Source organism: Yoonia sp. SWMV100 (assembly GCF_056108365.1).
The window spans coordinates 84,400-109,693 of the sequence record NZ_JBWBAQ010000007.1 but is presented as its reverse complement, the minus strand read 5'-3'; the positions used below and the strand labels follow the sequence as shown (position 1 = coordinate 109,693).

The 25,294-nt window shown below is 56.0% G+C and carries 28 protein-coding genes; 21 read left to right on the top strand and 7 right to left on the bottom strand.

What is annotated here, in order from left to right; translation table 11 throughout:
* Positions 1-1,215 (top strand): hypothetical protein, encoded by a 1,215-nt coding sequence (locus tag ACXJGX_RS14990; RefSeq protein WP_474783107.1) that lies wholly within the window; start codon positions 1-3, stop codon positions 1,213-1,215.
* Between the two features lie 290 nt (positions 1,216-1,505).
* Positions 1,506-4,001 (top strand): GcvT family protein, encoded by a 2,496-nt coding sequence (locus tag ACXJGX_RS14985; protein WP_474783105.1) that lies wholly within the window; start codon positions 1,506-1,508, stop codon positions 3,999-4,001.
* A gap of 106 nt (positions 4,002-4,107) precedes the next feature.
* Here ACXJGX_RS14985 and ACXJGX_RS14980 read toward each other — a convergent pair whose 3' ends face one another.
* From ACXJGX_RS14980 to ACXJGX_RS14970, 3 genes are all read right to left on the bottom strand, one after another.
* Positions 4,108-4,416: a hypothetical protein gene (locus ACXJGX_RS14980; RefSeq protein ID WP_474783103.1), complete on the bottom strand. Its 309-nt coding sequence runs from the start codon at positions 4,414-4,416 to the stop codon at positions 4,108-4,110.
* A gap of 87 nt (positions 4,417-4,503) precedes the next feature.
* Positions 4,504-5,580: an NAD(P)/FAD-dependent oxidoreductase gene (locus ACXJGX_RS14975; protein ID WP_474783101.1), complete on the bottom strand. Its 1,077-nt coding sequence runs from the start codon at positions 5,578-5,580 to the stop codon at positions 4,504-4,506.
* The gene (locus ACXJGX_RS14970) at positions 5,577-6,509 is read right to left on the bottom strand and encodes an aldo/keto reductase (protein ID WP_474783099.1); all 933 of its coding nucleotides are present in this window, start codon (positions 6,507-6,509) and stop codon (positions 5,577-5,579) included. The genes ACXJGX_RS14975 and ACXJGX_RS14970 overlap by 4 nt, the downstream gene beginning before the upstream one ends.
* 162 nt (positions 6,510-6,671) lie before the next feature.
* Between ACXJGX_RS14970 and mgrA the strand changes: the two genes are divergently transcribed.
* From mgrA to ACXJGX_RS14940, 6 genes are all read left to right on the top strand, one after another.
* Positions 6,672-7,727, top strand: coding sequence for an L-glyceraldehyde 3-phosphate reductase (gene mgrA / locus ACXJGX_RS14965; protein ID WP_474783097.1), 1,056 nt, complete (start codon positions 6,672-6,674; stop codon positions 7,725-7,727).
* A complete protein-coding gene (locus tag ACXJGX_RS14960; protein ID WP_474783095.1) occupies positions 7,724-9,319 on the top strand; it encodes a glycoside hydrolase family 43 protein in 1,596 nt (531 codons plus the stop codon). The genes mgrA and ACXJGX_RS14960 overlap by 4 nt, the downstream gene beginning before the upstream one ends.
* On the top strand, positions 9,316-10,146 hold the full coding sequence (locus ACXJGX_RS14955) for a TolB family protein (RefSeq protein WP_474783093.1): 831 nt from the start codon (positions 9,316-9,318) through the stop codon (positions 10,144-10,146). The genes ACXJGX_RS14960 and ACXJGX_RS14955 overlap by 4 nt, the downstream gene beginning before the upstream one ends.
* A gap of 60 nt (positions 10,147-10,206) precedes the next feature.
* Positions 10,207-10,800 (top strand): nicotinate-nucleotide adenylyltransferase, encoded by a 594-nt coding sequence (locus ACXJGX_RS14950; protein WP_474783091.1) that lies wholly within the window; start codon positions 10,207-10,209, stop codon positions 10,798-10,800.
* On the top strand, positions 10,800-12,266 hold the full coding sequence (dacB, locus tag ACXJGX_RS14945) for a D-alanyl-D-alanine carboxypeptidase/D-alanyl-D-alanine endopeptidase (RefSeq protein WP_474783089.1): 1,467 nt from the start codon (positions 10,800-10,802) through the stop codon (positions 12,264-12,266). Before ACXJGX_RS14950 ends, dacB begins: the two co-directional genes overlap by 1 nt.
* A 97-nt stretch (positions 12,267-12,363) precedes the next feature.
* On the top strand, positions 12,364-12,666 hold the full coding sequence (locus ACXJGX_RS14940; protein ID WP_474783087.1) for a hypothetical protein: 303 nt from the start codon (positions 12,364-12,366) through the stop codon (positions 12,664-12,666).
* A 52-nt stretch (positions 12,667-12,718) separates the two neighbouring features.
* On the opposite strand, the gene ACXJGX_RS14935 is transcribed toward ACXJGX_RS14940, so the two are convergent.
* Complete coding sequence (locus ACXJGX_RS14935; RefSeq protein ID WP_474783085.1) at positions 12,719-13,138, bottom strand: tellurite resistance TerB family protein; 420 nt, start codon at positions 13,136-13,138, stop codon at positions 12,719-12,721.
* Positions 13,139-13,246: 108 nt separating this feature from the next.
* Between ACXJGX_RS14935 and ACXJGX_RS14930 the strand changes: the two genes are divergently transcribed.
* The 3 genes from ACXJGX_RS14930 to ACXJGX_RS14920 all read left to right on the top strand — a co-directional run bounded on the left by ACXJGX_RS14930 (position 13,247) and on the right by ACXJGX_RS14920 (position 17,685).
* Positions 13,247-14,809, top strand: a complete 1,563-nt coding sequence (locus ACXJGX_RS14930; RefSeq protein WP_474783083.1) for a lysine--tRNA ligase — start codon at positions 13,247-13,249, stop codon at positions 14,807-14,809.
* Between the two features lie 60 nt (positions 14,810-14,869).
* Positions 14,870-15,274 (top strand): DUF4864 domain-containing protein, encoded by a 405-nt coding sequence (locus tag ACXJGX_RS14925; protein ID WP_474783081.1) that lies wholly within the window; start codon positions 14,870-14,872, stop codon positions 15,272-15,274.
* Positions 15,275-15,396: 122 nt separating this feature from the next.
* Positions 15,397-17,685 carry a glycosyl hydrolase family 28-related protein gene (locus ACXJGX_RS14920; protein WP_474783079.1) on the top strand — a complete coding sequence of 763 codons (2,289 nt, stop codon included), beginning with the start codon at positions 15,397-15,399 and terminating at the stop codon, positions 17,683-17,685.
* A gap of 76 nt (positions 17,686-17,761) precedes the next feature.
* Here ACXJGX_RS14920 and ACXJGX_RS14915 read toward each other — a convergent pair whose 3' ends face one another.
* Positions 17,762-17,896, bottom strand: a complete 135-nt coding sequence (locus ACXJGX_RS14915; RefSeq protein ID WP_474783077.1) for a hypothetical protein — start codon at positions 17,894-17,896, stop codon at positions 17,762-17,764.
* Positions 17,897-17,942: 46 nt separating this feature from the next.
* Here ACXJGX_RS14915 and ACXJGX_RS14910 point away from each other — a divergent pair, with 46 nt between their 5' ends.
* The 10 genes from ACXJGX_RS14910 to ureG all read left to right on the top strand — a co-directional run bounded on the left by ACXJGX_RS14910 (position 17,943) and on the right by ureG (position 24,043).
* Entirely contained in the window at positions 17,943-18,710 is a 768-nt protein-coding gene (locus ACXJGX_RS14910; RefSeq protein ID WP_474783075.1) for an urease accessory protein UreD, read from the top strand.
* A 3-nt stretch (positions 18,711-18,713) separates the two neighbouring features.
* Positions 18,714-19,016, top strand: coding sequence for an urease subunit gamma (locus tag ACXJGX_RS14905; RefSeq protein WP_474783073.1), 303 nt, complete (start codon positions 18,714-18,716; stop codon positions 19,014-19,016).
* Between the two features lie 35 nt (positions 19,017-19,051).
* Positions 19,052-19,357 carry an urease subunit beta gene (locus ACXJGX_RS14900; protein WP_474783071.1) on the top strand — a complete coding sequence of 102 codons (306 nt, stop codon included), beginning with the start codon at positions 19,052-19,054 and terminating at the stop codon, positions 19,355-19,357.
* A complete protein-coding gene (locus tag ACXJGX_RS14895; protein WP_474783069.1) occupies positions 19,357-19,677 on the top strand; it encodes an antifreeze protein in 321 nt (106 codons plus the stop codon). Before ACXJGX_RS14900 ends, ACXJGX_RS14895 begins: the two co-directional genes overlap by 1 nt.
* A 12-nt stretch (positions 19,678-19,689) precedes the next feature.
* Positions 19,690-21,450, top strand: a complete 1,761-nt coding sequence (gene ureC / locus ACXJGX_RS14890; protein ID WP_474783067.1) for an urease subunit alpha — start codon at positions 19,690-19,692, stop codon at positions 21,448-21,450.
* Positions 21,451-21,546: 96 nt separating this feature from the next.
* Positions 21,547-21,684: a hypothetical protein gene (locus tag ACXJGX_RS14885; protein ID WP_474783065.1), complete on the top strand. Its 138-nt coding sequence runs from the start codon at positions 21,547-21,549 to the stop codon at positions 21,682-21,684.
* A 37-nt stretch (positions 21,685-21,721) separates the two neighbouring features.
* On the top strand, positions 21,722-22,306 hold the full coding sequence (locus tag ACXJGX_RS14880; protein ID WP_474783063.1) for a hypothetical protein: 585 nt from the start codon (positions 21,722-21,724) through the stop codon (positions 22,304-22,306).
* A gap of 2 nt (positions 22,307-22,308) precedes the next feature.
* The gene (locus tag ACXJGX_RS14875) at positions 22,309-22,767 is read left to right on the top strand and encodes an urease accessory protein UreE (RefSeq protein WP_474783061.1); all 459 of its coding nucleotides are present in this window, start codon (positions 22,309-22,311) and stop codon (positions 22,765-22,767) included.
* The gene (locus ACXJGX_RS14870) at positions 22,739-23,392 is read left to right on the top strand and encodes an urease accessory protein UreF (RefSeq protein WP_474783059.1); all 654 of its coding nucleotides are present in this window, start codon (positions 22,739-22,741) and stop codon (positions 23,390-23,392) included. The genes ACXJGX_RS14875 and ACXJGX_RS14870 overlap by 29 nt, the downstream gene beginning before the upstream one ends.
* 18 nt (positions 23,393-23,410) lie before the next feature.
* The gene (gene ureG, locus ACXJGX_RS14865) at positions 23,411-24,043 is read left to right on the top strand and encodes an urease accessory protein UreG (RefSeq protein WP_474783057.1); all 633 of its coding nucleotides are present in this window, start codon (positions 23,411-23,413) and stop codon (positions 24,041-24,043) included.
* Here the strand turns inward: ureG and ACXJGX_RS14860 are convergent.
* Together ACXJGX_RS14860 and ACXJGX_RS14855 are read right to left on the bottom strand one after the other, a co-directional pair.
* A complete protein-coding gene (locus ACXJGX_RS14860; protein WP_474783055.1) occupies positions 23,985-24,680 on the bottom strand; it encodes a hypothetical protein in 696 nt (231 codons plus the stop codon). The genes ureG and ACXJGX_RS14860 overlap by 59 nt on opposite strands.
* A 53-nt stretch (positions 24,681-24,733) precedes the next feature.
* Positions 24,734-25,192: a YdcF family protein gene (locus tag ACXJGX_RS14855; protein WP_474783053.1), complete on the bottom strand. Its 459-nt coding sequence runs from the start codon at positions 25,190-25,192 to the stop codon at positions 24,734-24,736.
* Positions 25,193-25,294 lie beyond the last annotated feature (102 nt).

Genomic DNA, 25,294 nt, shown 5'->3' with positions numbered 1-25,294 from the left:
ATGCGACTACTTATCGGGATGGGCGTAGGCATGGTTGTGGTCGCAGCCGCAATTTTGGTGATATTCAAGGGCTTTATGGATGACTATGTAACAGCCCGCAGCCTAACCAGTGTCACTGTAACCGCACCGGATAATTGGGTTGTTGCCCCGTACAAACCGGCTGACGGGCTTGGTATTACGCAGACAAATGTGGTTTCCAGCGACACGCCAGTTGATACGACCGGGCGGATTTTAGCGCAGTTTGATGCCGCCTCTTCAGACCCGATTGCGGGCGCTGCGTGGACGTTTGCGCGCGATGACAAAATGGTTGCGGTTGCCATGACGTTTGGCGAGCACCGCCCGCGCAAGGTGGGTATTGCCGAAGAGCTGGGCTTGTCGCCAAAGCCGTCAACGCAGAGCCCCAATGTTTTAGTTGCTACAATTTCTGGCGTCCCGTTTTTGGTTACGCCGCGCATCTCTAAGACGCCTGACCCAGCAAGTGCGGAGCCCGTGTTATATCGGCATTTTATCGGCACGATCGGGGGGCAAGAAATTGGCGAAGTCGTCGATATCGCGGTGCTGACCAATGGGAGCGACGCAGATGTTGCAGGGGCTTTGCGTGGCATTAACATGGAAGAGGCGAACGACCGTTTGCCGAATCCGTGGCCGGATATTTCGATGGCGGCTGGTATCGAGACCCTAGATCAAATGCCGCTCTCACAGACACCCCCGCCGCCCAGTTTTGCCTATAGGGCTGCAGAGTTGCTGCGTGGCAACGAAGCGTTTGACCCGCCTTGGCACGAAGCATTGGAGCGCATCAAATCCGGTGAAATTGATCGGTGGTCTGCACTGACAGAAGCCTACCCCGATGATATTGAAACAGTGCCATTCGCGCTATTGACGGTGCTCGATGACGGGACCGTCACAAATGTCGTGCGGTATTTCGCCCAAGAGATGTTGGATAGCGGGCGCGACTGGAACGATCATGAACACTATATTCTGACGAAGGTTGCGAACCCGGCGACCGAAAAGGCGGATTTGGAGATTTATTTTTCGCAGGAATATGACGTGGCCCCGGAAGTGATGGCGTTGATAGGCCAACTGCCGACCGAGCGTCCTGAGGCGGCTGTTCTGCCTTCATCTGGCAACACAAATAGCACCCCGGCGGTGCGCACGTCTTCGCCGGATTGTCGTATCGAAAATGGCGTTCGACGCTGCGTAATTGGTGGGAACTAACAGCAGACCGCTGACGTGGCAGATTGATGGCGATCTCCCAAGGTACACTTTCAGCTGACGGTGCTGGCGTAACGCGCATAAGCGCGGGTAGCGGCGTCTGCGCCCGGAAATAGGGTCATTTACGATCCTGCTAAGATTATAAAACCGCTTCTCGTCTTGCCATGTCGGTGCGCAAAGCCAGACCTTTGTGCTGCGCTGTCGCAATTGTGCGATGAGGCGTCGGCTGGTTCTTTCGTTATCGCGCGGTTTGACGCAGATTACGCCCAACACGTGTCAAAGGAGTCGCCGGAATGAAAACGCAGGTCAAAGCATTGGTTGTGGGCGGCGGGGCCGTCGGCACGTCGATTGCCTATCATTTGGCCAAGGCGGGCTGGGATGATGTCATGCTGTTGGAGCGCGACGAGCTGACCTCGGGCTCGACCTGGCATGCCGCGGGTCTGCTGCCGCTTTTCAACATGTCTTTCGCCACCACCCACATCCACAAATATTCAGTCGAATTTTATAAATCCCTTGAGGCCGAAACCGGTCTGAACGCGGGGTTCGCCGTGGTCGGCAACCTGCGCATGGCGCAGACCCAGGAACGCATGGACGAGTTCATGCTTTATGCGTCGACCGCCGAAACTTGCGATGTGCCTTATGTCTGGATGACCCCGGACGAGATCAAGGCGAAATGGCCACTGATCAAGACCGACGACCTAAAGGGCGCACTCTATCACAATACCGATGGCTACATTAACCCCGCTGATGTGACACAGGCGATGGCCAAGGGCGCCCGTCAACGTGGGGTGGACATCGTCCGCAAGTGGCAGGCAGATGCGTTTCATTGGAACGGCACGCATTGGGAAGTGACCTGCACCAAGATGGTCGAAAAGGGCGGAAATCTGGTGCCGTCGGAGGAACAGATTGTGATTACAGCCGAACATGTCGTTACGGCATCGGGTAACCACGCCCAGACCACGGCGAAAAAGTTGGGAATCAAAATTCCGGCTATTCCGGTCGAACACCAGTTTATTGTGATGGATCAAGACCCGGCGCTGGTTGAATTTCGTGCGCAAGGCCATGTCGAACACCCCGTGATCCGTGATGCCGATGCGCAATCATACGTCCGCGAGGAGCGGGGCGGATGGATTTTGGGCGTCTATGAAAAGAACGCGCCAGCGGTGTTTGAATACGGTGTGCCTGACAGCTTCCGCGCGGACCTGTTTCCGCTAGATCTGGAGCGGATCGAAGATCAATACATGGCGATGATCCATCGTATCCCTTCGTGCGAAGAAAGTGGCCTTAAGGATGATTTCAACGGCCCGATCTGCTATACGCCAGATGGAAACCCGCTGGTTGGTCCTGCACCGGGGCTGCGGAATATGTGGCTGGCAGAAGGGTTCAGCTTTGGAATAACGGCGGCGGGCGGCACGGGGTATTATCTGGCGCAGATGATGGTCGATGGTGAGGCTGAAATCGACATGGCGTCGCTTGACCCCAAACGGTATGGCGATTGGATGACGACCGAGTTTGCCGCGCGCAAAAACGAAGAATGTTACGACCACGTCTACATTCTGCATCACCCGGACGAAGAACGCCCAGCCTGCCGTCCATTGCGGACTTCGCCCGCCTATGACCGTCAGGCAGCACGCGGTGCGCAGTTTGGTTTCGTGAACGGGTGGGAACGGCCCAACTATTTCGCACCAATCGGGTTCAGCGACCACGACGCACGGTCGTTCCGGCGCGGTGGTTGGTGGACCTACGCAGTTGAAGAGGCAAAGGCGATCCGCGAAGGTGTCGGCCTGATCGACGCGACCGCCTTTACCAAACATATCGTCAAAGGGCCGGGCGCGACGGCGTTCCTTGATTGGTTCACGACCAACAAGCTGCCACGCGTGGGCAGGATCAACCTGACTTACGCGCTGACAGCCCACGGGACCACCCGCACCGAATATACCATCGTGCGGATGAAAGAGGACGAGTATTACCTTGTGTCCGCTGGTGCATGGACCGCCTATGACGCGGATTATCTGCGCAAGGCGGTCGCGGACATGGAGCCTGCTTTTGGCCGCATCGACGTGCAAAACGTGACAACGCAATGGGGCGTCTTTGCAATCGCTGGCCCCAAATCGCGTGACGTTTTGAACGCGGTCATCAAGGATGCAGATCCGGCAACCGCGCTATCGAACAAGCGGTTCCCATGGCTGTCGGCACAACAGATCGAACTGGGCATGTGCCCCGTCAATGCGATCCGTGTGGCGTATACCGGTGAACTTGGCTGGGAGCTGCATCATCCCATCGAGATGCAGAACTATTTGTTCGATCTGTTGGAAAAAGCGGGCGAACCGCACGGCATGAAGCTGGTAGGTGCACGCGCGCAAAACTGGTTGCGGCAAGAGAAATCCTATCGCGCTTTTGGTACAGAGCTGGGCCGCGACGCCACCCCGCTTGAGGCGGATTTGCCGCGCTTCGTTGATTTGGGCAAGGAATTTCACGGCAAAACCGCAATGGAAGCAAAGGGTATCCGTTCCAAATGCGTGACCTTGCTGATTGATGGACCTGCTGATGCCGACCCTTGGGGCCGCGAAGCGCTGTACGACATGGATGGCACCCGCGTTGGCCGCCTGACCTCGGGCGGATATTCGGTCGCGTTCGAGAAAAGCATCGGGATGGGGTATGTGCGTCCGGCCTTGGCGCAGGTGGGGACGAAGCTGCAGGTCAAGATGTTGGATCAGCTTTGGCCGGCCGAGATTGTCGAAGACAGCCCCTATGACCCAAAGAACACCGCAATCCGTGTTGACGGATAGGGGGCGTTAACCTGAGGGATAAACCCCCTCAGGTTTTTATCCGGCGCGGCTTTCGGTGTTCCGGGGGGCTGCGCCCAAACTAAACGTGCGCCGGATGTCGCCCGCGCTATTTACGACGCCAGCGCGCGCGAAGGTTGTGCCAAATCCACCGCCCGCGAATAATCAGTGCGGCAAGTGGTTCTTGAAGAATCGGGATGTCGATGGCCAGTAACATGAGGCCAAGCGGGATCATCCATAGGCCTAACACCGGTAAAACCGCAAGCATGCCGCCAAAGATGAGCATGACGGCGATTAGCACGCGCAGCAGCGTCCATCCCGGCTGACGCAGCTTTCCTATCCAGGGCGCAAGGGCCGCAACCCGCGCGAATTCGCGCTCGAACCGGTGGTGGGGTTGGTGATCTCGATCATAGTCCATTGCTATCAAGTGGTGTGCATGTGTTGATTTTCAAATGCTGAACGCAAAATTTTATCGGTGGATTTGCCAATAGCGCAACATGGCGCCTTAACTCTGACCAAAGCGCGCAGGGGATAGCGCCGCAATGTCTGGTGCGGATAATTCAGGTGCGCGCCCCGCAACTAAATCTGCCAAAAGCCGACTTGCGGCAGGGGACGATTGCATGCCGTATCCGCCTTGACCGGCACACCACAAAAAGGTGGGATCTGCCTGATCAGGACCAAGCACCAACGTGCGGTCGGGCGAAAATGTGCGCAGCCCCGCCCAAGACGCGAGCAGGCGTGTGACGGACATTGTGACGTTGTCTTCGAACCGCGCAAGCCCTTCGGCAAGCACCATGTCATCGGCATAGGCGTCATGCGGCGGCATCAGGTCTTCGTCTGCGGGTGATACGATCAGCGCACCGGCATCAGGTTTCGCATACCAAGTTTCACCTGCGGCAAAAACCATGGGCCATGCGCTGACATCGTGTCCGACAGGCGCAGGAATTCGGGCCATCGACCGGCGCAGAGGGCTGAATCCGATCGGCGGGATGCCTGCCATCTGCGCGATGCCGTCGACCCATGCCCCCGCTGCGTTGACGATATTTTTGGCTTCGTATCGGTCAGATTTGGTCTGTACGATCCAGCTTGTGGCGGTCCGCTTGATTTCTTTGACCTCTGCTTTGGTTATAATCTGGGAACCGTTTTTTTTCGCCATGCGCGCAAAGGTCTGAACCAATCGATCGGTGTCGATATCCTTCGCACGATCATCATACCCGATTTGTGTAATCACAGCAGGGTCAAGGATGGGAAAGATTTCACGCCCCTCGGCGACCGAAAGCCGTTGCAGGCCCATTTGTGCAAAGTCCGCGTCAAAAAGGACCTTGTCGTCGCCGCGCCCGACTAGCATCAGCCCGCGCGGGCCTAGCACATCAGCGGTGCTGTGGAAGTCATAGGATGCAGCGTTTAGGGCAACTGTCGATGGCTTGCCGTAGTTTCGTTCGTAAAGCGCGGCCGACCGACCCGACGCGTGGTACGCCAGCGCGTCTTCGCTTTCCAACAGCGTGACACTGCCAAGATCCGACAGACGTGCGGCGGCTGAAATCCCTGCAATTCCGCCGCCAATAATGATGAAATCAATCATGTTTCTTCCAACCTGTCTGTCGCGGGGGCCGGTGTCTGGCTAAGCGCGGTGATGCGATCATAAAGCGCGGCATCCATGTCAAACTGCTGTGCGGCAAGCGAGGGGCGCAATTGCGCCAACGACCGTGCCGAAATGATTGGAGATGGGCGCATGGGGTGTGATTTAACCCACGCCACCGCAAGCGTTGCGGCATCCGTGCCAACATCGGCTGCCACATCGGTGAGATCGCGTGCGGTATCGTGCATCCATTGCTGTGCGTAGCGCGCTTTATAACGCTGATCTTCAGTTAGTCGCCCGGATTGTCCCTTGGCATATTTTCCAGTCAGCAAACCGCCCCCGAGCGGCGAATAAGGAATAAGCGCGACGCCCTGATCCTGCGCCATGGGAAAAATCTCGACCTCTGACTGGCGCTTTACAAGACTGTACATCGGTTGGACCGCATCAATCCGCGTCCCAAAGGTCTGTGCTATCGACTGCGCCTTCATCACCTGCCACGCGGCGTAGTTGGATACGCCGATATAGCGAATCAGCCCAGCAGACTGCATTTCAGCCAAGGTGCTAAAGGTTTCCTCGAGAGAAGTTTCCGGGTCAAATCGATGCATATAAAGCAGATCGATGTATTCCTGATTGCTTTGTCGGCGGCTGCGGTCGAACTGTTCCGTTATGTTGGCGCGGGTCGCACCGCCATCAAATCCAACCTTCGTCGCAATAAAGAGATCAGCGCGCTGGTCTTTTATCATCTGCCCCAGAATTGATTCAGATGCCCCGTCATTATACCCGACAGCCGTGTCAAAATGATTGATGCCTGCAGCGATTGCGGCGTCAAACATGGCACGGCTTTGTGTCTCGTCGGCCTTGCCGCCAAACTGCATCGTGCCAAAGGTAAGAGCGGATACGGGTTTGCCGTTTTGCGTGATCAATGGTTTCATTTGGTTAGATTTGCACGGCAATCAAGCAATGGAAAGTGGGGATAGCCATTGGTTCACGACTGGTGCGGCAGCGCGGGCAGCGGCTTTGGTTGACCTTGGCCGTTGACATCACCGCCCCGCCGTGGTCGCTTGCAGCGTAAACGTTATAGGGGAGGATAACGCATGACTTATGTACCTGCAGCAGATCGCTATCAAAAGATGACCTATCGCCGGTGTGGCGCATCTGGGGTCAAGCTTCCGGCGATCTCGCTTGGCCTTTGGCACAACTTTGGCCACGACACACCGCATGATACCAAACGCGACATTTGCCGGACGGCATTCGACAATGGCATCACCCATTTCGATCTGGCCAACAACTATGGACCACCGCCGGGATCAGCCGAACACGCGTTCGGGTCGATATTGGCCGAAGATTTCAAAGGGTATCGCGACGAGCTTATCATCAGCTCTAAGGCTGGATATGATATGTGGCCGGGCCCCTACGGTGAATGGGGCAGCCGCAAGTACCTGATCGCGTCCTGTGATCAGTCGCTTAAGCGGATGGGGCTGGACTATGTTGATATCTTTTATTCCCACAGGTTCGACCCGGATACCCCGCTTGAGGAAACCATGGGCGCACTGGATTATATCGTGCGGTCCGGTCGTGCGCTTTATGCGGGTATTTCGTCATATAACACCGAACGCACCCGCGAAGCTGTTGCGATCCTCAAGGATTTGGGCACGCCCTGCCTGATCCATCAACCCAGTTACAATATGCTGAACCGTTGGGTTGAACGTGATGGTCTGAAAGACACGCTTCAGGAATTGGGCGTGGGCTCTATTGCGTTTACGCCGCTGGCACAGGGCATGCTGACCAAGAAGTATTTGGGTGGTATCCCCGAGGGCAGCCGTGCAAGCCAAGGCAAATCGCTTGCGCCGACGATGCTGACAGACAATGCAATCGCCAACATTCGCAAGCTGAACGAAATTGCGGAGGGCCGTGGGCAGACCCTCGCGCAGATGGCCATTGCATGGGTTTTGCGTGATGGCGGTATCACGACGGCCCTGATTGGTGCGTCAAAACCGAGCCAGGTGTTGGATTGCGTTGGTGCGATTCAGAATTTGGAATTTTCGGCCGACGAACTGGCGCTGATCGATCAATATGCGGACGAAGAACAGATCAATCTTTGGGCTAAGTCTGCCGAACAAACCAAAGGTGCTGCGGAGCGCAAGAAATGATACAGAATCCAATTTTACCTGGCTTTAATGCCGACCCTTCGTTTTGTCGCGTGGGCGAAGATTACTATATCGCGGTGTCCACGTTCGAATGGTACCCGGGGGTCCAAATCTATCATTCGCGCGATCTGGTGAATTGGGATCTGGTGGCGCGGCCGCTGAACCGCGCGGCGCTGTTAGATATGCGCGGGAACGGTGACAGTTGCGGGATCTGGGCGCCTTGCCTGTCCCATGCAGACGGCAAGTTCTGGCTGGTTTACACAGACGTGAAGCGGCTGGATGGCGCATTTAAAGACGCGCCAAACTATATCACCACTTGCGACACAATTGACGGCGAATGGACCGACCCTTGGTACGTTAATTCCTCTGGCTTTGACCCGTCGTTGTACCACGACGACGATGGCCGCAAGTATTTCATGAATATGCAGTGGAACCACCGTGGCCCTGGCACAGGTGGCAACCCCGCACATGCGTCGTTTGACGGAATTTTGTTACAGGAATGGTCGCCCGATAAAGGGTTGTTTGGCCCGGTCAAAAATATCTATGCTGGCACCCCGAGAGGCCTGACCGAAGCCCCACATATCTTTAAGCGCAACGGCTATTACTATCTGACCACTGCCGAAGGCGGTACGGGGTATAACCACGCGGTGTCTTTGGCGCGGTCGCGGGACATTTGGGGCCCGTATGAAAACCACCCTGATTTGCACGTCATCTGTGCCGAAGGGTCGGACGGACCCATTCAACGCACAGGTCACGGACAATATGTTGAAACGCATTGGGGGGGACATTACCACACCTTCCTGATGGGGCGTCCATTGCAGGGGCCGCACGGTCCGTTTTGCGCACTAGGTCGCGAGACAGGAATCGAAGAGGTGGTTTGGCGCGATGATTGGCTTTACTTGAAGTCAGGCGGCATGGTTCCACGCGTTTCGGTCCCTGCGCCGGTTGATGTTCCGCCGCGCGCTGCCACGCCGGTTCTGCGTAAATTGGGTGGCAAATTGCCGGTCGAATTCCAGTGGCTGCGTACGCCTGATACGGCGCGTATTTTCCGCGAGGATCCCGACGCGCTGACCTTGATTGGCCGTGAAAGCATCGGCAGTTGGTTCGAACAGGCGCTGGTCGCACGACGGCAGGAGCATCATGCCTACCGCGCTGAAACCACTGTGGATATTACACCCGAAACCTATCAGCAGGCCGCCGGGTTGACGACATATTATAACCGTCACAAGTTCCACGCAGCGCTGGTCACAGACAAACAAGGTGTTGGGCGGGTTTTGTCGTTGATGTCTTGTCCGGGCGATTGGCCCGATGCGGCACTCAGTTTTCCGGCGGAGGATGTGGCGCTCGTTGATGGACCTGTTGATCTTGCCGTCGATGTAAACGGCGCCACGCAGCAGTTCTATTATCGCCAAGGCGGTGACTGGGTGGCGTTTGGTCCAGCGCTTGATGCTTCGGTCATTTCTGACGAGGGCGGACGTGGTGAGCATGGATCATTCACCGGTGCTTTTGTTGGTATGGTCGCCTTTGACATCACCGGAAAAGGCCAAGAGGCGCAGTTCACGCGGTTCGATTATCTGCCGGGTGTGCTGGGTTGAAGCCCATTCTACGCAGCCAGCTTTGTGTGTACGATCTCAACAGCGGGACCGCCACGGTCCTGCTGGATCACGTCGGTCATATCGAGGCGCCGAATTGGCATGCTGATGATTACCTTGTCGTAAATGGCGGCGGTCGCTTGTTTCGGGTGCCGCTTGATGCACCCGATTTACACCTGATTGACACAGGTTTTGCGGACAGCTGCAATAATGATCACGGGATTTCTCCAGATGGATTGCATCTGGTCATCAGTGATAGCAGCCGCACCACAGGAAGCTGTATTTATACGCTGCCAATTGCCGGAGGTACGCCATCACGTGTGACTGATGATACCCCATCGTATTGGCACGGCTGGTCGCCCGATGGCGTGACGCTGGCCTATGTCGCAAAGCGGGGCGGCCCGTTCGCGTTATACACCTGTCCGGCAAATGGAGGTGCCGAGACATGTGTGACCGACGATTTTGATCATATAGACGGGCCAGACTATACGCCGGATGGCGCGTGGATTTGGTTTAATGGTGAACGCGCTGGGTCCGTTGATCTGTGGCGTATCCGGCCTGATGGCACGGATTTGGAACAGATGACCGACGACAGTTTGGTCAACTGGTTTCCGCACCCTTCACCTGACGGTCGGCAGGTGCTTTATCTGGCCTATCCTGAGGGCACGGAAGGTCATCCCGGAGGCCTCGATGTCGCGTTGCGCATGATGCCGTCGGATGGAGGAGCCGGTGTCGAGCTGATCCGCTTGTATGGCGGGCAGGGCACAATAAATGTGCCTTGCTGGTCGCCAGACAGTCGACGCTTTGCTTTCATGCGTTTTGTCGCCTGATAGGGGTTTACATTTGCGCGCGACCCTTGCTTTTTGAAACTGGGTTACGAGGGTGCGCGGGTGAACGGATTTCCAGTTGCAAAACCGGGTCAGGTGATTGGCTTGCTCGGGGGGTCTTTTGATCCACCGCATGCGGGACATGTGCATATCACAAAAGCTGCTTTGAAACGCTTTGGCTTGGATCACGTCTGGTGGCTGGTCAGTCCGGCGAACCCCCTGAAAAAGCATGGCCCTGCGCCGCTTGCCGACAGAGTTCTAGCTGCGCGCGCGTTGATGCGGCACCCCCGCGTCACGGTCACAGGGATCGAGGCGCAATTGGGCACGCGTTACACCGCGGAAACTTTGCGCGCCTTGCAAGGGCGATATCCCGGCGTGCGCTTTGTGTGGTTGATGGGTGCAGATAACCTTGCGCAGTTTCATCGTTGGCAGGATTGGCGATGGATCATGGATCACGTGCCTGTCGGCGTTATGGCGCGACCGGGGGACAGGATCGCGGCACGATTATCTAAGGCTGCGCGTGTTTACGCGTCGTATCAAATTCCCGGGGCCGCGAGTCATATATTGGGACACCATACCGCGCCTGCATGGTCATTCGTCAACCTACCGATGTCGGGCCAATCATCGAGCGCGATCCGTGCGCGAGGTGAATGGTGATGCATCTGACCCGGCGCGCAATGTTGGCAGGTACGGCTGCGTCGGTCGCTACTGGCGTATGGGCCGACGTAAAGACGCCAGTGTTGCGTCCGGTCGCCCGTCCAACATTCGTAAGTCCGACACAACAGTTGATCAATGCGGTCGGATTGAGCGGCGCTGTTGGTTTTGTTGTCGCGGACGCGGCGACGGGTACAGTGGTCGAGGCGATTTTACCCGAGGCGCCGCTACCCCCAGCAAGTGTCACCAAGGCATTCACCGCGCTGTACGCTCTTGAGCATCTCGGAGCGCAATTTCAATTTGAAACGTGTATTTTTGCTGATGGCGATATTCATGACGGCATATTAGATGGTAATTTGATTTTGGTTGGGGGCGGTGATCCCAACCTGTTGACTGATGACCTTGCGGTGTTGGCGCAGCAGTTGCAGGGTACTGGCCTGCGCGAGGTCAGAGGTGATTTTCTGATCTGGGATGAAGCGCTGATCAATCTTGATGAAATCGACAGCACGCAGCTGGATTATCTTGGATATAACCCGACGGTGTCCGGGCTGAACCTGAACTTCAACCGTGTCCATTTTGAATGGAAGCTTCAGGGGGGACAGTATGCCACCACCATGGACGCGCGTAGCGACAATTACCGCCCGGCGGTCACCACATCACAAATCGAGGTGGTTACGCGCGATATGCCTGTGTTTGCGTATCGCGATCTTGGGAATGCGGACGCATGGACGGTGGCGCGTTCGGCATTGAACAATGCCGGTTCTCGCTGGCTGCCAGTGCGACACCCGGGCTTGTATGCGGGAGAGGTCTTTGCCACATTTGCGCGCAGTCATGGGATTGTCCTGAAGCCACCGCGCGAAATTGCAGAGGTACCCAGCGGAGCTTTGGTTATTGCGGGGGTGCGGGGCGCACCGTTGAACGACCTGATGCGCGATATGCTGAAATATTCGACCAATATCACCGCCGAAGCAGCCGGTTTGTGGACAACGGCGCAGAACGTTGGGCAAAAATGGGGTCTTCAGGCATCGGCAGCCCGCATGGCGCGCTGGACGCGTCAACGCGCAGGCGATGTGACCCCGTTCTTCGCGGATCATTCGGGGCTAAGCGACACATCAAGGATTTCTGCGGGTGACATGGTCAGGTTTTTGACGTCACCGGATGTGCAAAGCACGCTACACCCTATCATGAAGCCAATCACAGTGGTTGATCACAGTGGCAACGCCCTTTCTGCGCAACAGGGAGAGGTGCATGCGAAGACGGGGACGCTCAATTTCGTGTCAAATTTGGGTGGATACATGCGGACGTCGCGCGGGCGGGACCTTGCCTTTGCGATATTTGCTGCCGACGTCGACGCGCGTGAACGTGGCAAAGCCGAAGGTGACGAAACGCCGCGTGGTGCATCAGCATGGACGCGCAAGGCGCGCGATCTTCAGCAACAGCTGTTGCGGCATTGGCTGTTAGATAATTAGATTTTTTTTGGAACCATAGACGCACTTCCGGTGTTCATACTCTGAAAACGCACTGCAACTTATTTGAATTGCGGCGCCCTTAAATGGAGATGATGAGATGAAAACGGGATTAACGGTACTGGGTATTGCTGCTGCAATTGTTGTCGGGGTTTTTGCCTTTTACATGGTCGATATCGATCAGACCCGCGAAGGCGCATTGCCTGATGTCGACGTATCAGTAGAAGGCGGTCAGCTTCCTGCGTTCGACGCCGATGTGGGTTCGGTCGAGCTGGGCCAAACTGACGTAGAAGTCGAAGTACCTGATGTGGACGTTTCGACCACGACTGAAACGATCTCGGTGCCGACGCTTTCGGTTACCCCACCAGAAGATGATGGTGTTCTTGACGACGATGAATCGTAAGATAAAACACTAACGTTATCAAAAGCGGTCCTGATCAGGGCCGCTTTTTGTTTTATAAGGTTAGGTGGCGTGCTCTTGCGCCGCGTTCGATCGCGGCGGCGTGCAGACGGTCCAAGTCCAACTCTTCGCGAATCTCTTCGAGCATTCTTGCCTCTTGCCCTTCGATGATACCGTCTGCGGCCGCGACGTCGCAGGCCAGAGCATAGGCCGTTTCAAACAGTCGCTTCGGCAGCGCATCGCGGATGAGGCCGAACAGGGCTTCTAGCCCGTCTTCGGGTTCCAGCAGGTCGAACACCATCCGCGACATGCGCGGCAGGCGTTCTGGATCGTAGCCTGCAAAAATAGGTAACATATTAATCGCGTCAGTGATTTTGACGAGCTCTGAGGTGCGGATATTTCCATCTGATGCTGACACGGCAATCATCAACGCCACGAGCGCGTCTTGTGATGTCATAGGGGCGTCATCGGTCATTGTGTTTCCTTTGCTTTCATACCCATTTATTGACGCTGCCCCTTTGTCGCAATAGGGAGAGCGATGTGCGGGTGCCATCGGGGTGCTCTTTGAGACGTGAGAGATAGAATGACCAATTTGCGCGACGCGGCAATGACATCCAAGGCTTGGCCCTTTGAAGAGGCGCGCCGTGTGCTCAAACGCTATGAAAAAAAGGATCCTGCAAAGGGATATGTCCTTTTTGAGACCGGCTACGGTCCGTCTGGGCTGCCACATATTGGCACCTTTGGAGAGGTCGGGCGCACAACAATGATCCGGCGTGCGTTCGAAATTATTTCTGACATTCCCACAAAGCTGTTGTGTTTTTCCGATGATATGGACGGGATGCGCAAAATCCCGGGTAACGTACCTGACCCGGCCGCGCTCGAGCCATTTATGCAAAAGCCGCTGACGTCCGTGCCTGACCCGTTTGGGACACATGGCAGTTTTGGCGACCATATGAACGCGCGCCTGAACAATTTCCTGGACACATTCGGGTTCGAATATGAATTTGCGTCTTCGACGGAATATTACCGTAGCGGCAAGATGGATGAGATCCTGCTGAAGTCGGCGGAAAAGTATGATGATGTTATGGCGATCATGCTGAAATCATTGCGCGAAGAGCGTCGCCAGACGTATTCGATTTTTCTGCCGATTAGCCCGACCACGGGGCAGGTTTTGTATGTGCCAATGAAGGACGTCACCAAAGACGGCATGATTACATTTACCGATGTTGATGGCACCGACGTGACGGTGCCTGTCACCGGCGGGAATTGCAAGTTGCAGTGGAAACCCGATTTCGGGGCGCGTTGGGCGGCACTGGATGTCGATTTTGAAATGTACGGCAAAGATCACGCGACCAACACGCCGATTTATGACGGCATCTGTCGGGTGCTGGGGGGGCGTCCACCAGAGCACTTTACCTACGAATTGTTTCTTGATGCTGACGGTCACAAGATTTCGAAAACATCAGGCAATGGCCTGACGATTGACGAATGGCTGACCTATGCTGCGACAGAAACTCTTTCGTATTTCATGTATTTGAAGCCAAAAACGGCAAAACGGATGCATTTTGATGTGATCCCGAAAGCGGTGGACGAATATCACCAGCAGTTGCGGGCCTATCCAACCCAAGACGACGCAGGCAAACTGAATAACCCGGTCTTCCATATTCATGGCCACGATGTGCCAGCCTCGGATATGGTGGTGCCGTTTGCCATGCTGTTGAACTTGGCGTCTGTCTCTGGAGCAAATGATAAGGAAACGCTGTGGGGCTTTATCCAGCGGTATGCGCCAGATGCGTCCGCTGCGAAAAATCCGCAGATGGATCAGGCCGCTGGTTTCGCTGTTAGCTATTATCACGACTTTGTGAAGCCCACCAAGGTATTCCGCGCCCCCACCGATCAAGAGCGTGCAGCGATGGAAGATTTGGTGGCCCGCTTAAAGGTCTGGGACGGTGGTTTGGATGCCGAGGCATTGCAAACAATGGTCTTTGCGGTTGGAACCGAGCATGGTTTTGATCCTTTACGCGGATGGTTCACCGCCCTCTACGAGGTTTTGTTGGGGGCGTCCCAAGGGCCACGCTTTGGTGGGTTTATCGCGCTTTATGGCGTTGAAGAAACCATCAGCCTGATTGAAACCAAGCTAAAATAATGAAACTGATCGCCGCCTCGGTGCGTATCTTTGTAAGAGGATACGCAAGTGGAGGCGGCGATGCACAGGATTTTGATAACGCTCATCGGGTTTTGGCTTTGGGCTGTGCCGGCGGTTGCGCAAGACCCCCGCGCAATTCATGACACGATCAGCAGTCAATTAGACGCGTTTCACGGGCGCGATTTGGACCGCGCGTGGCAGTATGCTGCCCCCAATATCAAGCGTATTTTCGGCGACGCCCAGAATTTTGGCGCGATGGTTGAACGAGGCTATCCGATGGTGTGGAACAACGCTGACACTACGTTTCTGGATTTGCGCGATATCAATGGGCAATTGTGGCAAAAAGTGATCGTGCGCGATGCGGCTGGTGGGCTGCACACCTTGGATTACCAGATGGTGGCGACACCGGATGGATGGCAAATCGCGGCGGTGCAAATTCTTATTGCGCCAGATATCGGCGCCTAGCGTTGCCACCCCCACCGTCACGGTGGTGTCAGACCTGATTGAATAGTTTCACGTACCTCTAGGGCAGCGGTGCCGCATTTCGCGGCGCCAAAATGCATCTGCTGCCAGAGAAGGTAATAATCATGAACAAAGCGATTACAGACGGGATTGTCTTCCAGCCACTGCCGTTTTCGGCGGGGCTTGGCGTTTGGGCGAGCGGGGACGGGACGCCCGGATCAGATACCTATGCGATCAGCGGATCAGGTGTTTTTGTCGCTGCTGATGCAGATTTTGCCGGGTGTCTCGAGGTACTGAAAACAGATCCGATCACAAAAGTGCGGTATATGGGCGAAACGCCGATCCTCCCCGGATGCTATTTGCGGGTAACCGCGAAACTGAAGGCGATATCAGGCCCGATGCCCGCGGTGCGGATCTCTGGCTGGGCTGGGCAGGCGGGGGGCGCACCGGCGGTCGGATTACCTGCATTTGGTCCCGCAACACAATTGACAAACTATGGGCAGGTTGTGGAGATCAGTGCGATTATCGGCACAGGCGACCGCATTGGCGTTGATATGGTATGGGCTGGCGCGCACTACGGGCACTTTGGTATTGATTTGACTGGACCAACCGGTGGGGTGGTCCGGCTTGATGATATCCGGATCGAGGACGCGTCTTCAGTATTTATGCGCGATATTTTGGCGATTGTTGATGTGCGCGATTATGGTGCCAAGGGTGACGGCGTGACCGATGACAGTGCTGCATTTGAGGCCGCTGATGCGGCTGCCAATGGACGCACTGTCATCATTCCTGCTGGCGACTATCTGCTTGCCGAGAGTGTCACGATGGAAAATCACATCAAATGCGAAGGCCGTATTCTTCAGGCGGCGTCAGAACGATTTATTCTTCAACGTGGATACAATTTCGATGCCTACCTCGATGCGTTCAAAGACGAGGAAACCGCATTCAAAAAAGCCTATCAGGCGCTGATTAACTTTGCTGACCACGAGTCGCTTGATTTATGCGGTCGACGTATTTCACTTTCGGAACCTGTCGATATGCAGGCTTGCGATCCATCGCGCGACAGGTATGAAACCCGCCGTGTAATACGGAATGGGCAGTTCCAACCGATTTCCGGCGCCGCGTGGGATGACGATGTTGTCACATCGCAAGGGACATATGCGGCAGCAAACGACACCACGCTGACGAACGTGACCAATATCGCGAGCATTCCAGTCGGGGCGCTGGTCACCGGAAACGGTGTCGGTCGTGAAATTTATGTCACATCGGTCGACGTTCCCGCAAAGACGCTGAAGCTCAGCAATGCCTTGTTCGATGCCGAAGGGAGCCAAGTGTTCACCTTTACGCGGTTTAAATATCTGCTCGATTTTTCGCGGTACACAAAGTTCAGCCAATTCGTACTGGATGATATCGAATTTCAAGGTCTCGGCGAAGCCAGCTGCATTATGCTGGCGCCCGAAGGGTTTACCTTTCACATCCGCGACTGTTTCATCAATAAGCCGAAAAACCGTGGCATCACCTCTCCGGGGTGGGGGTGTCAGGGCATGATGATCGACCGCTGCCAGTTGATTTCAGCAGAGCAATCAGTGCCCGTAGCGGGGCGCATCAGCATTGGTTTCAACGCCAACGCCAATGACGTAAAAATTCGCGATAACCGCACCAGCAAGTTCAAACATTTCTGCGTATTGGCCGGTTCTGGCAGCCTGATTTCTGGTAACCATTGGTTCCACGGCGACGACGAGGTAAACGGGGTACGTAAAGGTGGAATTGTCATTACTTCGCCTAACCCCAAGACGATTTTCACAGGAAATTACTGCGACAATAACTTTATTGAGTGGACGAACGAACATAGCAGCGAACCCGCGCTGGGGGCGCAGTTTTCCTTTGGAGGGCTGACAATCACAGGTAATATGTTCACCACCAACGACGTGGCGCCGTGGTTCCATTTTATCGTCATTAAGCCATATGGTGCTGGACACTACATCAACGGCTTTGCGGTGCTAGGCAATGTGTTCCGGTCGCTGAATGGCAAAATTGACCGGGTCGAGCATGTCGACACCACCTTCGCCAATCTGGATTACAGCCGGACGCGTGGGCTCGAGTTTCGTGGCAACACGTTTCACAACGTTGAAGAACCTGTCGCGAACCCTGCGGCGTTGGTGCACGAACAGGCGACGGCGAGCGCGACATGGTTGATCCCTACCGGTACAGCGCTGCCGTTTGCAGGACATGCACGATATGTGGAGGCTGTATTGCCTGACGGACCGATTACGACCGCAGGCGGTAGCCCGTTTCATGTTATGCCGTGGGCCGAGGGACAGCAGGGGGCCGATAAGCGTTCGGTTCACCTGAATTGGGGGGGCGCCGTTAAGGGTACCGTGCGCTATCAGGTTCGGATGGATTCTCCCGTCTAGTCAGGTTTACCGTTACAGGTTCGAGGGGCGCGTTTGCGCCCCTTTTTTCGTTTTTTATAGCATTGATGCCTTTATTTTAGGCGGCCAAGGCGAATGCTGTGAAATCTTGTGCATATTTCGATACGCGCACTGGCATGTCCTGATGGATATTGGTCATTTTGCGGATAAAGAACGACTTTGCGAGGCCCGCCATTTCTTTTGTTGCAGACATTCGCGCCGCTGATGGCCCCGTTTCGGCCCCTCGGGCCAAGGGTGCTTTGCATCTGGTTGCCAAGCGTCGGGGCGCCCAGACTGTCATTTCTGATTTGCGTCAAGAGGGGTCGCTGAAGGCGCTTTTTCCGCAGGCGCGCGGCACGGCATTGGATACGGTGTTTTTAAACACAGCTGGCGGGTTGACCGGCGGGGACAAGATGTCGCTGTCTGTGACAGCGGCAGCGGATGCCCATGTGGTCGTTTCTTCCCAAGCTGCGGAACGCGTGTACCGCGCGATGCCGGGCCAAGTCGCGCAAAGTGATGTTGTCCTGACCGCCGGTCCGGGCGGGCGTATCGATTGGCTTCCGCAAGAAACAATTTTGTTTGATCACGCTGCATTGAACCGACGTCTTAGCGTCCATTTGGCCGTTGGCGCGACGGCGCTGTTGGTAGAGCCCGTGATTTTTGGGCGGGCTGCGATGGGCGAGACCGTGCGCACCGCGCACTTTACCGATCAGTGGCGTGTTTGGCGTGATGGAAAAATAGTCTTCGCGGATGCCGTTCGCATGATTGGCGATGCGAAACGCATGATGCAGCAGCGTGCAATTGCAAATGGCGCCGGGGCGATGGCCACTGTATTGTTTGCCGGACAGCAAGCCGCCGCATTCGGTGCAAAGGTCGATTTACCGACGACGTGCGGGAAAAGCCTGATTGCGAACGACCTGCTTCTTGTACGTATTTTGGAAGAGGACGGTTTTACCCTGCGCCGCCAGCTTATTCGCGTCATCGAGACGCTGTCGGCAACACCGATCCCCCGTGTTTGGAGACTGTAAACCATGCAATTAACACCCCGCGAAAAAGACAAGTTGCTGATCGCAATGGCGGCTGAAGTCGCGCGCAAACGTTTGGCGCGCGGCGTCAAGCTGAACTATCCGGAGGCGATTGCGTTGATTACGGATGCGGTTGTCGAAGGGGCGCGTGATGGCCGATCTGTCGCGGATATGATGCAAGCGGGTGCCCATGTGATCACCAGAGATCAGGTGATGGACGGCATCGCAGAGATGATCCACGACGTGCAGGTGGAAGCGACGTTTCCAGATGGCACCAAGCTGGTGACAGTCCACGACCCGATCCGTTGATTTTTTGAGTATTTGGAACAAAGCGAGGGCAGACGATGACACCAGGTGAACTGATTGTTGCAGAGGGCGATATCGTTTTGAATGCGAACGCCAAGGCGGTTGTGATCGAAGTCGCAAATGCAGGGGACCGCCCGGTGCAGGTGGGGTCGCACTACCATTTTGCTGAAACAAATCCCGCGCTTGAATTTGACCGCGCCGCGGTGCGCGGAATGCGGTTGGATATTGCAGCAGGCACTGCTGTCCGGTTTGAGCCGGGCCAGCGGCGCGAGGTGTCGTTGATACCAATCGCCGGCGCGCGCAGAGTGTTCGGGTTCAATCAAGCAGTGATGGGAGATTTGTAATGGCGGGTGCCCCAAACCCATTAGCCTATTGGGCCAATGCCGTGCAGCTAAGTCATTTGATGTTAGAGGCCCAATCGGTTGTCGCCATGCGTGTGATGGGTATGTATGGCGTTTGGTCTGTCGCCGATGGCGAAGATGCGCGTATGGTTTCCGAAAAGGTCCATGCGATGCAAAAAGCGTCCAGTGACGCCACCCGCGCGGCATTTGCTGGTCATACGCCAGATCAAATTGCCGCGGCGGCGATCAAACCGTTTCGCCAAAAGACCCGTGCCAATGCCAAGCGTTTGAAAAAGCGCGGCCTTAAAATACCCAAGAAGTAAGGGAACGGACAGATGCCAGCAACCATCTCTAGGCGTGATTATGCCGCAATGTTTGGACCGACGGTGGGCGACCGCGTTCGGCTTGCGGATACGGATTTGATCATCGAGGTAGAGCGTGACCTGACCGCCGAATATGCGGGGGCCGCTATGACGGGCAGTGCCGGGCGCAACGGCATGCTTTATGGTGAAGAGGTGAAATTCGGCGGCGGTAAGGTCATCCGTGACGGTATGGGGCAATCGCAAGCAACGCGTGCACAAGGCGCTGTCGATACCGTGATCACCAATGCCCTGATTGTGGATTGGGCCGGGATTATCAAGGCAGATGTCGGTCTGAAAGACGGGCGTATCGTCAAAGTCGGCAAGGCAGGAAACCCCGACACGCAGCCCGGCGTCGATATCATTGTGGGGCCGGGAACCGAGGTCATCGCAGGTGAGGGTCGCATTCTGACTGCTGGCGGGATCGACAGCCATATCCACTTTATCTGTCCGCAGCAGATTGAAGACGCGCTGTATTCCGGCTTGACCACGATGATTGGTGGCGGAACTGGCCCCGCGCATGGCACGCTGGCCACGACCTGTACACCCGGCCCGTGGCATTTGGGGCGCATGATGCAGGCCGCAGATGCGTTCCCGATGAACCTTGCCTTTGCGGGTAAGGGAAACGCGTCGCTTCCCGCCGCACTTGAGGAACAGATTTTGGGCGGCGCATCGTGCCTGAAGTTGCACGAAGACTGGGGGACGACCCCGGCGGCGATTGATAACTGTCTCTCGGTGGCCGACGCGTGGGATGTTCAGGTGATGATCCACACGGATACACTGAACGAATCTGGCTTTGTTGAACATACCGTTGGCGCAATGAAGGGCCGCACAATTCATGCCTTCCATACCGAAGGCGCGGGCGGCGGCCATGCCCCCGATATCATCAAAATTTGTGGCGAGGCGCATGTTTTGCCGTCGTCGACAAATCCAACGCGACCTTTCACGGTCAACACGATCGATGAACATCTCGATATGCTGATGGTCTGTCACCATCTTGATAAGTCCATTCCCGAAGATGTCGCGTTTGCCGAAAGCCGGATCCGTCGCGAGACCATCGCAGCCGAAGATATCTTGCACGACATGGGCGCATTTTCGATCATCGCGTCCGATAGCCAGGCGATGGGCCGTGTCGGTGAGGTGCTGATCCGTACATGGCAAACTGCGGACAAAATGAAAAAACAGCGTGGACGACTGGCCGAAGAAACCGGCGACAACGACAACTTTCGTGTGCGGCGCTACATCGCAAAATACACGATTAATCCGGCAATTGCGCATGGGATTTCGGCGCATGTCGGGTCGATTGAAGAAGGCAAGCGTGCCGATCTGGTTCTGTGGAACCCTGCGTTTTTTGGTGTGAAACCAGAGATGATCCTGATGGGCGGCACAATTGTTGCTGCGCAAATGGGTGATCCCAATGCGTCGATCCCCACACCGCAGCCGGTTTACACGCGCCCGATGTTTGGCGCCTATGGACGATCAGTTGAAAACTCGGCTGTCACCTTCATAAGCGCCGCAGCCCAAGATGCAGGTCTGCGAAACCAGCTAGGTTTGGCCAAACAGACGCTGGCGGTGCAAAATACCCGAACCATCGGAAAGCGCGACCTGAAATTGAATGATGCGATGCCCCATGTCGAGGTAAACCCTGAAACCTACGAAGTCCGTGCGGATGGCGAGCTTCTTACCTGTCAACCCGCCACAGTTTTGCCTATGGCGCAGCGGTATTTCCTGTTTTGATTGGCGTGACGTTGCGTAGTGAGGGATTGAATGCTGCGCCGCAGCATTTTAAATCGAGATCAGGGAGGAAAGACATCGCTTTGAATGAGGCACATCATGACTTTCCATGCGGACAATACACTGATCACCAATCGCGAAATGCTGCGCGAACTTGCCAAAGTGGCTGGTTTGGCGCTGCTACGCGCGCCGGTCACCTTGGCGATAATCCTGCGGCGGCGGATGACTCGTCACTGAATTCTCGTTACGGTCTCTTCGAACCGGAGGGACTGTGATGATGTTGCGGACGATACTTTTATTGACGCTGGGCGCGCCTGCGTGGGCGGACTGCCCTGTTGCGGCCGACCTCGATAGTGGGGTGCGCCTGCTTTACGAAAATGGTACCGCAGAACTTTACCGCCAACAGCGGCCTGCCGTTGTGGCAATGACCTCGACGTTTTCGGATGGCTATGAAAGCCGTGCGATGCTGGGTCAGGGGGTTTACCTTCTTGAAGTCGTTGACCTTGTCGCCGGAGAGGCGGACCCGAGTTCACGTGTGACCTATGCATTTGACATGACGCCAGATGCAATGCCGGTGCCATCACCGGGCGCCAAATGGCGGGCACGCACGATCGTTGACCGGATGGATCAGGAAAAACTGACGGCATCATGGGACGATGCCGCAAAAATGGTATTCGGGGACTGTGCATACACCGTGATTGCGGGAACAATGCATTATGCCGCCGCCGATTACAGCTATACTGAACGTCTGCATTTCTTTCCAGACTTAGGGTTTGCATACCTCGCCAGCTTTGACGACCACGAGCTTGAAGAACCCGACGTGTATCGTTTGGTGTCCATGTCAGTGGTGGCGCAATAGCCATGACTGCCACCGCGTTTCAAACACATTCGCATCCGCATGGCCCGATTTCTGGCCGCGTACAGCTGCCGTACGATGCCCGTATCTTGCGACGTAAGCGGTTGACCACAGAAGCAGGCGAGCCGTTTATGGTTGATTTGCCTCAGACCACATCGATCGATGCCGGGCACGTATTTGTGCTGGATGATGGGCGACAAATTTTGGTGGTCGCCGCAAACGAGGCCCTGATGCGCGTCACCGGTGATCTGGTCCGGCTGGCGTGGCATATTGGCAACCGTCACGCGCCTTGTGCGATTACGCCGGACGCCTTGATCGTGCAGCGTGAAAGGGTGATGCGGGCAATGCTTGAACAGTTAGGTGCGACGGTTACCGATTTTGACGGCCCTTTCACGCCCGAGGGGGGCGCGTATGGTCTTGGCCGGACCATGGGGCATGACCATGGCCACAGTCATGCACATTGACCACCTGCTGACATTGACCCAATGGCTTTCGCCCGCCTATCCAGTTGGCGCGTTTGCCTGGTCGCATGGATTGGAACGCGCCATCCAGCGCGGGGATGTGATCGATGCAGACACATTGGCAGATTGGCTGCGGGTCGTGCTGGAACACGGCGCCGGACGCAGTGATGCGATTTTGCTGTGTGCGGCGCACGCTGCTGATGATGTCGCGCCTATTGCCGATCTTGCGGCTGTGCTTGCGCCGTCACGCGAACGACGGATGGAAACGATGCAGCAAGGTGCTGCTTTTGCGGCGACGACGCGTGCTGTTTGGGGGCTTGATCTGCCTGATATGGCCTATCCGGTTGCGGTGGGGCGCGCTGCCGGGCTGATCGGGGTGCCGGTTTTGCCAACGGCACAGGTTTGGCTCCAATGCTTTGTCAGCAATTTGGTTCAAGCAGCGCAGCGGTTGATGCCGTTGGGGCAAACCAAGGGGCAGCGCATTTTGATGGCGTTGTCGCCTGTGTGTACCGCTGTCGGTGGCGCCGCCGCAGAGGCCGGCATTGACGACATTGGCAGCGCAAGTTTCACCGTGGATATCGCATCAATGCAGCACGCGGATCAGTCGCCGCGCATTTTTCGTTCATAAGAAATCGGAGCAAGATATATGTCACCGCACGGACCTTTGCGCGTTGGAATTGGTGGCCCTGTCGGGGCAGGTAAGACAACGCTGACCGCGGCGCTTGCGCGGGCGCTAAAGGATCAGGTCAGTCTGGGTGTCATCACCAACGACATCTATACCCAAGAGGATGCCGAGGCGCTGATGCGTATGCAAATTCTGCCTGCTGACCGTGTGATGGGTGTGGAGACGGGCGGATGCCCGCATACAGCGATCCGCGAAGATGCGTCGATCAATTTAGCGGCTATTGCCGAAATGCGCAGCAGCCATCCCGGGCTTGAATTGGTGCTGATCGAAAGCGGTGGCGACAACCTGTCCGCCACCTTTAGCCCCGAATTGGCTGATGTGACAATCTACGTGATCGACGTGGCTGCGGGCGAAGAAATCCCGCGCAAAGGTGGCCCCGCGATCACCCGTTCCGACATACTGGTGATCAATAAGACCGATTTGGCCCCTTACGTCGGTGCGTCGCTTGACGTGATGGCACGTGATGCCGCGCGGATGCGCGGAGATTTGCCCGTGGTCTTTACCAGCTTGCGCCACGGTAAAGGTGTGGATGATGTCATTCGTTTGCTCGGCCAAATTGGGGGATTGTCGTTGTTGTCCACAAATCCAGCTTAAGCGCAGAGCCCCGATCGCCCGTGAATGCATGAACCGCGCCAAGGCTGAGCGTATATTTATCGTTGAACCGAAAGGTGATCGCCGGATTGATCTTTATGTACTGGTCGTCTTCGAAACCTTCGCCGGTCTGAAGCTGCATGATGGTTGTCCAGCGATCGCTCAGGCGATGCCCCCATGTAACGTCCGCTTTGGGGCGAAATACCTGATCGATATTGCCGTAAGTCGCGCTTGCATCAACAGCAAGCCACCCGGTGTCCAGCCCGCGCCCCCATGACACACCGCCGCGGGTCAAATATTCAACCGGGTTCAGCGGGTCGACCCGGCCGCCAAGACCAATATGCGCCGACCACACGTCGCGGCCATTGGTTTCACCCAGCGGAAACCCCATAAATATGACAGCGGCCTGAATGCGCCCCTGGTCGGCGGTATGGTAATCTGTCCCTAATGTGACTGTCCCGTTCAGCCCATATTCAGCATAGAATGTCGGGTCGTAGTTGACCGGCAGTTGCGCGCCGTCCGATAGTAAAAAATTCCCCCCCGTCGCATAAAAAAGCTGGTGTTCCTCGCGAGTCCACGGGCCAGCGGCGGCGGCGTTCACCAAGCTGAAAAACATCATGAAATTGACAATAAAACGCATAAACTGGCCTGTTTTTGTGAAGAACAGGATGCCACGCGGGTATTAATTTCGCGTTAACTACGTTGCCGCGCAAGCCAAAGCGCATATAGTGGCAAAGCGATTGCTTCACGCAAATATTGTTTCACGTGGGCCCCCGCCGGTGCCGGGCATGATGATGTTGCTGTCAGCCCAAAATAGCGTGCCACCATCCGGGCGCGAAGGCTGTGATACCGATCGGTGACAATGATAATGTCGCGCTGCGTGATCATTTCAGCCGCGTTGCGGATGTTTTCGTATGTCGTCTGAGACCGGTCTTCCTGCACGATTGCACTGTCGGGGACACGAAGATCACGCAATATTTGATGCATTGCCGCGGCTTCTGTGGGGGCGTTTTTCCCCATGCCACCGCAGACGACAATGATTGGCGCACGGCCGGCGTGCCATATCTTGGCGGCATGCGCGGTGCGGCGACGCAGTGTGGGTGACGGGCCATCTGGCCAGACTGCAGCACCGAGAACAACGATGGCGGTCATCTTGTGGTACCGTGATGGCTTTGTAAAGTTATTAACATGCCTCGCGCCCCACGTGTGTTAAGATTGACAAATTCTGCACCAATATGCGCCTACGGCTTGGCT